The organism is Cyanobium sp. BA20m-p-22 (assembly GCF_024346275.1).
Lineage (GTDB): Bacteria > Cyanobacteriota > Cyanobacteriia > PCC-6307 > Cyanobiaceae > Cyanobium_A.
The window spans coordinates 1-8284 of the sequence record NZ_JAGQCQ010000157.1 but is presented as its reverse complement, the minus strand read 5'-3'; the positions used below and the strand labels follow the sequence as shown (position 1 = coordinate 8284).

At 62.0% G+C, this 8284-nt stretch carries 16 protein-coding genes and 1 pseudogene; all 17 read left to right on the top strand.

Translation table 11 applies throughout. The features are described 5' to 3' along the window. On the top strand, nt 1-218 hold a 218-nt coding region (locus tag KBZ15_RS13445), incomplete at its 5' end, for a hypothetical protein (RefSeq protein WP_255015202.1). Nucleotides 219-700: 482 nt separating this feature from the next. Then, nucleotides 701-1807: a Fic family protein gene (locus tag KBZ15_RS13440; RefSeq protein ID WP_255015726.1), complete on the top strand. Its 1107-nt coding sequence runs from the start codon at nt 701-703 to the stop codon at nt 1805-1807. Between the two features lie 1032 nt (nt 1808-2839). Then, nucleotides 2840-3085, top strand: coding sequence for a FitA-like ribbon-helix-helix domain-containing protein (locus KBZ15_RS13435; protein ID WP_255015725.1), 246 nt, complete (start codon nt 2840-2842; stop codon nt 3083-3085). A 1-nt stretch (nt 3086) separates the two neighbouring features. Further along, entirely contained in the window at nt 3087-3278 is a 192-nt protein-coding gene (locus KBZ15_RS13430; protein WP_255015724.1) for a hypothetical protein, read from the top strand. After that, nucleotides 3244-3486, top strand: coding sequence for a type II toxin-antitoxin system VapC family toxin (locus KBZ15_RS13425; RefSeq protein ID WP_255015723.1), 243 nt, complete (start codon nt 3244-3246; stop codon nt 3484-3486). The genes KBZ15_RS13430 and KBZ15_RS13425 overlap by 35 nt, the downstream gene beginning before the upstream one ends. A gap of 105 nt (nt 3487-3591) precedes the next feature. Beyond that, nucleotides 3592-4074 carry a plasmid mobilization protein gene (locus KBZ15_RS18725; RefSeq protein WP_396123484.1) on the top strand — a complete coding sequence of 161 codons (483 nt, stop codon included), beginning with the start codon at nt 3592-3594 and terminating at the stop codon, nt 4072-4074. After that, complete coding sequence (locus tag KBZ15_RS13415; RefSeq protein WP_255015721.1) at nt 4071-4292, top strand: hypothetical protein; 222 nt, start codon at nt 4071-4073, stop codon at nt 4290-4292. Before KBZ15_RS18725 ends, KBZ15_RS13415 begins: the two co-directional genes overlap by 4 nt. Before the next feature lie 502 nt (nt 4293-4794). Then, complete coding sequence (locus tag KBZ15_RS13410) at nt 4795-5049, top strand: type II toxin-antitoxin system Phd/YefM family antitoxin (RefSeq protein ID WP_255015720.1); 255 nt, start codon at nt 4795-4797, stop codon at nt 5047-5049. Continuing rightward, the gene (locus KBZ15_RS13405; protein ID WP_255015719.1) at nt 5049-5423 is read left to right on the top strand and encodes a type II toxin-antitoxin system VapC family toxin; all 375 of its coding nucleotides are present in this window, start codon (nt 5049-5051) and stop codon (nt 5421-5423) included. Before KBZ15_RS13410 ends, KBZ15_RS13405 begins: the two co-directional genes overlap by 1 nt. A gap of 422 nt (nt 5424-5845) precedes the next feature. Further along, on the top strand, nt 5846-6085 hold the full coding sequence (locus KBZ15_RS13400; RefSeq protein WP_255015718.1) for a DUF4160 domain-containing protein: 240 nt from the start codon (nt 5846-5848) through the stop codon (nt 6083-6085). Next, nucleotides 6057-6308: a DUF2442 domain-containing protein gene (locus KBZ15_RS13395; protein WP_255015717.1), complete on the top strand. Its 252-nt coding sequence runs from the start codon at nt 6057-6059 to the stop codon at nt 6306-6308. The genes KBZ15_RS13400 and KBZ15_RS13395 overlap by 29 nt, the downstream gene beginning before the upstream one ends. A 43-nt stretch (nt 6309-6351) precedes the next feature. Continuing rightward, complete coding sequence (locus KBZ15_RS13390) at nt 6352-6558, top strand: DUF4351 domain-containing protein (protein ID WP_255015715.1); 207 nt, start codon at nt 6352-6354, stop codon at nt 6556-6558. Between the two features lie 73 nt (nt 6559-6631). Continuing rightward, nucleotides 6632-7147: pseudogene (locus KBZ15_RS18720) on the top strand (hypothetical protein); the annotation flags it as partial. A 311-nt stretch (nt 7148-7458) separates the two neighbouring features. Continuing rightward, nucleotides 7459-7533: a hypothetical protein gene (locus KBZ15_RS18715; RefSeq protein ID WP_396123485.1), complete on the top strand. Its 75-nt coding sequence runs from the start codon at nt 7459-7461 to the stop codon at nt 7531-7533. A gap of 92 nt (nt 7534-7625) precedes the next feature. Beyond that, nucleotides 7626-7865, top strand: a complete 240-nt coding sequence (locus KBZ15_RS13380; protein WP_255015713.1) for a type II toxin-antitoxin system HicB family antitoxin — start codon at nt 7626-7628, stop codon at nt 7863-7865. Next, the gene (locus KBZ15_RS13375; protein ID WP_255015712.1) at nt 7862-8038 is read left to right on the top strand and encodes a type II toxin-antitoxin system HicA family toxin; all 177 of its coding nucleotides are present in this window, start codon (nt 7862-7864) and stop codon (nt 8036-8038) included. Before KBZ15_RS13380 ends, KBZ15_RS13375 begins: the two co-directional genes overlap by 4 nt. 84 nt (nt 8039-8122) lie before the next feature. Next, complete coding sequence (locus KBZ15_RS13370; RefSeq protein ID WP_255015710.1) at nt 8123-8251, top strand: hypothetical protein; 129 nt, start codon at nt 8123-8125, stop codon at nt 8249-8251. The last annotated feature ends 33 nt before the right edge of the window (nt 8252-8284 follow it).

The window sequence follows — 8284 nt, the reverse complement described above, 5'->3', positions numbered from 1 at the left end:
AGCAGATCGACACCCTCTGGCGTGAGCACCTGCAGGCAATGGACGCCCTGCGGGAATCGGTGGGCCTGCGCGGCTACGGCCAGAAGGATCCGCTGATCGAATACAAAAACGAGGGCTACGACATGTTTCTCGAGATGATGACCCAGATGCGCCGCAACGTGATCTATTCGATGTTCATGTTCCAGCCGGCGCCGGCACCCCAGGGAGCTACCGCCTGAAGCTGATGCGCCCGGCCGGCGGGGAACACCTAATCGCAAATGCTTCCGCAAGCCCCGCCCAATCTGCAGCCCAACCCCAACCTCCCGATACCATTTCGCCAGCCAGCGCTCGCCATTTACCTGAGCGCCTAATTTGCATCGCCTAGTTCCCCACGTTTGATTTGCAGCTGTGCAGGAATCTGTAAAGGCTGTACAAACTTGTGGAGAAGCCCAAATGGTGATGGCCAAACTGCAGGGCCTGGCCTGGTTACGACGTGACACTGCATCGCATGCCTGGAAGCCGATGGCCGAATTTATCGCCTGCCGAATTCAGTGGGTGGAGCCCGCGGTGAAGCCCGCGGCCAGGCCCGAGAAGCCGCCAAGGTGGCACTCCGCCAAACCAACCGCCGCTGCGGACCCTTGAGCGAAGCCACGGGCGGTCCAAGAATGCCAACAAGGGCATTCGTTGGCATTCTTGGGGTTGATTGGCATTTGGCTTGGCATTGGCTGCTTACCCCGGCTTTACATCTGCGCTGGATCGTCTGCGGCTCACGGCAGCTGATGGCGCCATGCTGGCAGCCCTCGCCAGCCACCAGGGCCGGCAGGAGTTGTTTTTGCGGCGGCGCCCAGAGGCTCTGGATGCCCTGAGCACCGTGGCGCTGGTGGAGAGCAGCCAAAGCTCCAATCGGCTGGAGGGCATCGCTGTGCCCCGGGCTCGGGTGGAGCGGCTGGTGCTGAAGGCTGCCGAGATGCGCAACCGCTCAGAGCAGGAGGTAGCTGGCTACCGCGACGCTCTGGCCCTTATCCATGAGCACGCCGCGGAGATGCCCCTGGAGCCGCGGCTGGTATTGCAGCTGCATCAGCGGCTCACCAGCTATTCCACCGGCCGGGGTGGTGTGTGGAAGAGCACCAACAATGAAATCCAGGAGCGGGATGCCAGCGGACAGGTACTGCGGGTGCGGTTTCGCTGCCTGGAGGCGGTGGCTGTGCCGCAAGCGATGGGCGTGCTGATGGACGAGATCCGCTCGGCGCTGGAGCGACGCGGCAACGACGAACTGCTCTGGATCCCGCTCGCCGTACTCGACTTCCTCTGCATTCATCCGTTTACGGATGGCAATGGGCGCGTTGGCCGGTTGCTCACCCTGCTGCTGCTTTACCGCAGCGGTTGGCTTCTGGGGCGCTACATCAGCCTGGAGCGGCTGGTGGAAGACGCCCGCGCCGGCTACTACGAGAGCCTGGAAGTTTCGTCCCAGGGTTGGCATGAGCAACGGCATGATCCGCTGCCCTGGTGCCGCTATCTGTGGGGTGTACTGCTGCGGGGCTACCGGGAGTTTGAGCAGCGCATCGATGCGTTGGCGGAGCTGCGCCAGGGCGAGGGCCTGACGGTGCCACGAGCCGAGAAGCGCCAGCTGGTGCGCGAGGCCTGCCTGCGCCAACTGGTGCCCTTCCCCGTGAGCTCCATTGAGAAAGAGTGCCCTGGCATCAGCCGCGAACTGATCCGCCAGGTGCTGCTGCAGCTAGCGGAGGTGGGCCTGATGAAACTGGAGGGCCGGGGCCGGTCGGCGCGCTGGGTGCCTCTGATTGCTGGCGGGATTGGCGCGCTGAAGTGATCAGAGCCAGCAAAAGGTGGCCGCCGCTTCTGGGCCAGGCGATCGGCGAACGGAAACGGCACCCGCACTACCGCAAGGCGGTCGAAGGCACTCATAGGCCGGCAAAGACCTGCATGAGGGCCACATCCAGCGGTGCCACGGCCCGCACCCGCACCGAGCCATCCTCCACTCCCAGCTGAGCAGATCACCCTGCCGCAGACCCAGGGCGTCACGCACAGCGTTGGTCACGGTGATCTGCCCCTTGGCGGTGAGTGTGGCGACCTCCATTGCAGGCCCCACGCGAACCCTTCCATTTTATTGCGCTTCCCATAGCCACCAGGCCCCCCAGCCCGAACAAACAGTCTCTCCAAAGACGGCGGCACTTATTCCAGTATCCCCCGCGAAGCCGCCAAGATGACTCTTGGCCTCCTCAACCGCCGCTGCGGTCCCTTGAGCGAAACCACCACCGCCCAGATCCTGGCCCTGCTCGACTTCTAGGGCCCGGCCGACCTGGCCGCCTGGCTGGCCCCCACCAGCTCCCTCATGCCCGCCAATGGCTGGTGCTCGAGCCTAACCGGATCGAGAAGCAGACCTTCATAGGCGTGGCATGGGCGTTGATCCGCCCTTTTCTCACCATGGTGGTGTTTACGGCGATGTTGCCCTGAGAGCCTGATTTCCAACGCAAATTTGCTCACGAAAGTGTATTTCCCGAGGCTGATCGTGCCGGCGTCTGCGGTGATCACCAGCTTTGTGCACTTCCTGATCTCGTTTGTGATCCTGGCTGGCCTGATGCTCTGGTATAAGTTGTGGCCTTTGCGGCGAATATGGGTGCGGGGCCGTGGCTGGCCAGCTTGAATGTGCAGTTCGGCCTTTATGTAAGCCCGGTTGCTCTACGCGCTCAACCCGCTGGGTTTTGGCCTGTCGATGGCGATCGTCCTGTTGTTGCTGGTTACCGGCGTGCGCCAGTTCCGGCGCATGGAGAAGCGCTTTGCAGATGTGATCTGACGGCAAAATGCATGTAGACAGAATTGGCAAGACCGCGAGCGGCGGCCCATGGCCACATTGCAGATCCGCGACCTCCCCGATCCCCTGCACCAGCTGTTGCAACTGCGGGCCCGGCGGCATCACCGCAGCTTGAGCCAGCAGGCACTCAGCGATCTGCAGCAGGCCTGCGGGGGAGATCCCCGCGAGCGACGCCGGCAGGCCCTAGCCGACCTTCAGGGCCTGGCCGATGAGCGGGGCAGGCAGGGCTTCGATCCGGCGCCTGAGGAGCTGATCCGTCAGGACCGATCCCGCTGAGATGGCCAGCATTGTTGTGGATGCCTCGGCTGTGGTGCGGATAATTGAGGGGGCTGAGCCATCGGCACCTTTTCAGGAGGCTGTGCTGAAGGCCGATCTGGTACTCGCTCCAGAGCTGATGCTCACCGAGGTGGCCAATGCCCTGTGTGCAGCGGCGCTTGAGCCGGGCTGTGGAGCTGGTGGATGTGATTGAGCCTGACCGTCACCTGCAGGCGGAGGCGCTGCCGTTGGCCTGCCATCTGGATCACCCCGTTTACGACTGTCTCTATCTGGCCCTGGCCCGCCGCGAAGCAGCCTTACTGGTCACCGCCGAAAGCGCCTGCAGCAGCTGGCTGCGCGGGTGCTCCCCTGAATGTTTCCTTCATGCCCCCACAGCCGCATGCGGGTACTGGAAAAAATGAGGGCAACGACCAATCCATCTTCCGACTACCTATTCGCTACACCAAGCCCGGAGCTTGTGCGAGACGGCAGCCGGGCTCGGGTGTTCGAATTTCTGCTGGAGGACGATGGCTGTTTCTCAACATCGGTGGGACTCGCCCCCTGATCCGCAAGGAGTCCCAGCCCGAACAAACCACTCAGCCTCCTGGCGCCATCGAGGCCCTACCACCACCAGACCCCGCACGGGCTGCAGCCCCGCTGCACTCGCCTTAGCATGTGCTTATCATGCACAGAACATCGTGACAGCCGGCAAGGGTCCACAGCACCCCCCAGAGCGAGCCACTGAGCGGGTAGCCGTGTTGATGACACCCACAGAGAAGGCTGCCTATACCGAGCGGGCCAACAGCCTTGGCCTCTCACTCGGGCAGTTTTTCCGTGAGGCGGGAGTGGCGTATGCCCACCGCAACCCTGAGGCCGAAATGCGCTCCCTCGCGGAAGCGGAAGCCCTCGAAGCTGCCCTCAGGCAGCTGGAACTCAGCACCAGCCGCACCGAGCAAACCCTGGATGTGGCACTCGCCGAGGTGAGAGCTGCCTTGGGCGCTCAACCATGAGCGTTACAGATCGGGTTCTCTCGGCTCTCACCACCGTGATCCGGATGAACGACAAGGTGGAAGAGATGGCTGGGCTGATGAAGGAGCAGCAACGCCGCCTCGATGATCTCCAGGGCCGGGTGATCCGCCTGGAAACGGTGCTCGAACTGGCCCTGCATCGATCGTCAGGGGCTTCCGGCCGGTTGCTGGAAGCGGATGGCGAGCCAACCGACGCCTGAGATGAGCGACGACGTTCTGGTCAAAGTTGACAACGTCAGCAAGCGGTTCTGACGCAGAGCAGTGACGTGCCTGCACAAGGCCTATGAGTCGTTGTTGCGCTCACTTTGAGGAGTCCACGAAATCTCCCTTCAACACTGAAAACGTGTGCATGGTGGTGGACTCCATATGCTCATTCTGCTGCGCACAGCCCAGGCCTGAGATCATCGGCAGAATCCAATCCCAGCCCTAGGCGTGCGCGGCTGCAGCACTCGGCGCTTACCTGAACGCCTAACTCGCAAGGCCTAGTTTCCCCCTCTCTAATTTGCAGCTGTGCAGGAGTCTGTACATGCGCGGCGACAATTAGGCAACGCGCCCGCCTACCTAATTGTCGCCGCGCAGGAGCAGCTGGAATCATTGGCCCCCTGGCTGGCCCCCACACCTGGGAGACGAGCCTCGGCGCTTCCTTTCGCCAACCCGCAAGCCGACCGCCATTTCTGGCTAAGCTGGCTAATAGCTGAGCCGATGGCCGTGCAGGTGAACATGCTGGATGCCAAGAGCCAGCTGTCGCGGCTGGTGAAGGCAGCCCTGGCCGGTGAAGAGGTGATCATTGCCAGCCATGGCAAGGCCCAGGTGAAGTTGGTGCCGTGCGCGACGGCCGCCGGTTTGAAGCGGCTTGGCGCTCTGGCTGCGGCCTCGCCCGAGCTCCTGGCCAGCCAGGTGGATGCCGCCTTTGCTGAGGCTGTGGATCAGCAGGTGGCCGAGCTGTTCAACAGCTGATGCGTCTGTTGCTCGACACCCAGGTGATGCTCTGGTGGCTACTCGACGATCCACGGCTGGGATCCAATACACGAGAGTTGTTGGTCGCCAGCCCCTGCCTGGTGTCGGTCGCCAGCATCTGGGAGGTGGCCATCAAGCACCGCCTCGGCAAGTTGGACGTGACACCGGCCGCCTTCCGCGATCAGAGCCTTGGCGCCGGTGCTGCGCTCTTGCCGGTGCTCGATGAGCATGTGATTGAAACCGCCCAGCTGCCCCTGGTGCATCACGACCCCTTTGATCGCCTGTTGATTGCCCAGGCGCGGGTTGAGGGGCTGATGGCCGTGTCATCCGATGGTCACTGGCCCGGCTACGCCGTGTCGCTGCATCGCGTCTGAGCAGCTTCCCCCTAAGCCACCAGGAGTCCCAGCCCGTCCACCGCCAAAGCGCTCGCCGCCCTCCCGAAGGGTTGCGCCGCTTAAGGGTGGGTCACTACCGCGTGGTGCGCATCGGCCATCGCGCCGGAGGCGCTTTCCTCGCACTGACGTCGCTACCGCCGGGATCCGGGGGCCCGGCCGTCAACAGCTGAAGAGGGGCCTTGATTCGGCAGTGTTCAGGATTCAGTACAGCCTGTACGGAATCGTTCACGCCACCCGGGTTTCGTGCCGCATCCGGAGCGGTTGTGACTGAAAAGGTGCTGATCACTGGACGAGGAAGGAACAGAATGCCTGAGGCGGAGATAGCGCACACCAACCCGTCCAGCACCGCCGGGGAGTGTGGATCATAATGACTACGATGATGTGGCTGAAGAGGAGGGCGCTTGTCACCCACCGTCTTTCGTGAGGGTGAATTCCGTTTTTACTTCTTCTCTCGGGAGGAAAGTCGGATGCACGTTCATGTCAGCCACCCCGACGGCGAGGCGAAGTTCTGGCTTGCCCCCTCTATTAAGCTTGCTCGAAACATCGGCCTCTCTGCAACGAAGCTCGGCCAAGCCGAACGCCTTGTTCAGTCTCGTCAACAGGAGATTATCAATGCCTGGAACGATCGCTTTGGACGCTGAGGTCACCAACATCTCAGGGCATTGCCTCTGGGTTTTGGTTGACGACGAAGAACTGGCATTACCCTTTTCTGAATTCCCTTGGTTCAGATCGGCGACGATCGATCAGGTTCTGAATGTGGCTCGGCCATCTAGTTCACATCTTTATTGGCCTGATCTTGACGTTGATCTTTCGTTGGATTCAATCCGTCACCCCAGTCGTTACCCTCTTAAGGCGAAGTTCTGACTAGATGTTCTGATTTGGTGCTGCTCACGCTGCCAGTGCGGTGGTGAGTGATTGCCGGCATCCCCCGGGAAGAAATCCGCCATACCAGGGCTGTACAAAACTGGCTTGCCCAGGCGAAGCCAAGGTCACCCTCTGCCAACCCAACCGCCGCTGCGGCCACCTCAGCGAAGCCACCGCCGCCCAGATCCTGGGCCTGCTCGACTTCCAGGGCCCGGCCGACCTGGCGTCCTGGCTGGCGGGAAACGCTTGAGGCGGCCCATCTGATTTGCAGCTGTGCATGAGTCTGTACAGCTGTACAAACTCATGGAGGCGCCCAAATTGGCATGGCGGCTGGCTTCCCCCTGAGCCGCCAGGCGCCCCAGCCCGAACAAACCCCGAGGCCCCCGCACCCCAGCAACACCCAGCGCCACCAAGCCCCGCACGGGCTGCAGCCCCAACCCCAAGCTGCGGCTACCTTTTCGCCAGCAAGCGCCCGCAGCCAGTGTAGACAAAGTCGGCCGGAGGCCATACACCGACCGCTGATACTGCCGCGTCTTCCAGAGCGCCCCCGACCTGATCCGCTCACTGCTGCCCGGCTCAGCCACCGCCTGGCGGCGCAGACCTACCGGTTTCTGCAGCGGCACCCACAGGTGGAGCATCTGGAGGTGGTGGTGATCACACCGCACCAGCGCCACAAGCTGGGGCCGGCCCAACTACCGCGACACCTGCGGGTGTTTCTGGCGGAGGTGCACTGGATCAGCCTGGAGGCCTTGAGCCAGCAGCCAGATCTCGATCCGCTGTTGAACCTGCTCACCCTGCCGGTGAGGCCTGAGAGCGAGCTGCCCGCCAGCAGTCAGCAGATCCTCGCCAGCCGCCCTGATCTGGACACGGTTGTGCTGTCTATTCTGGCTCAACGGTTTCCTTACTTCAGTGCGGAGCGAATCATGGTGATCGCAGGCATTCCCATTGAGGAGATCCGCCACACCAGGGCGGTACAGGACTGGCTTGCTGAGGGCCGCCAGGAGGGCGAAGCCAAAGGCCGCCAAGAAGGCCGCCGGGAGGGGCTCCAGGAGGGCAAAGCCCAGGAGGCCGCCAAAGTTACCCTTCGCCTCCTCAATCGCCGCTGCGGCCCCTTGAGCGAAACCACCACCCACGCATCCAGGCACTTCCGGTGGAGCAGTTGGATGCCCTGCTCGACTTCCAGGGCCCAGCCGACCTGGCAGCCTGGCTGGCCACCAATACCTGAGGCACCAGGCGCTCAGTCCGAACGCCCAAATGGGCAGTGCAGCCAAGTTTTCCTGGGGCTACAATTCAGAAATAAAGGGGCTTCAGAGCATGATGACGCCTGCCAACGACAATTCACATAGCAGCTCTGAAAGCAACCCCGTAAGCGAATCGTTTACTTACTGGCGCGAATCAGATGGCCATTTTCTCGGCTACCTAAATGCTTACCCTGCCCATTGGACGCAGGGTGATGATCTCGAGGACTTGAAAGATCAGCTGCTTGACTTGTATCACGAATTCTCTAAAGATGACTTGCCCGGAATTCGCAAGGTTGGCGAGCTTGTTGTCGCTTGAGGCGGGCCGATCTTATCAGAGAGCTAGAACAAGCCGGATGTGTTCTCCTGCGCCATGGAGCGCGACACGATATCTTTCACCAACCCCAAACTGGGCGCACCCAGCCTGTGCCGAGGCATCGCGAGATCAACGAAATTCTTGCTAAAAAGATCATCCGAGATCTGACGATCTGAAGCTACATAACAAGGTCCCAATCCCGCCAAGTCCTGCACGAGCTGCAGCCCAAAGAACCCTTGCCCAGAATGAGCACGCTCTGAATGATCAAGCGGGTGCTCTCCGACAAGCTCTTCTACTGGCTGTTCCAGAGGCGCCCCGAGCTGCCAGCCCTGATCCTGGAAGCCCAGAGGGGGGATTACCTAGCATCCACGCCTGGCAGGTGGTGGTGATCACGCCATCGCGTCAGTTGAACTTCGGCGCCA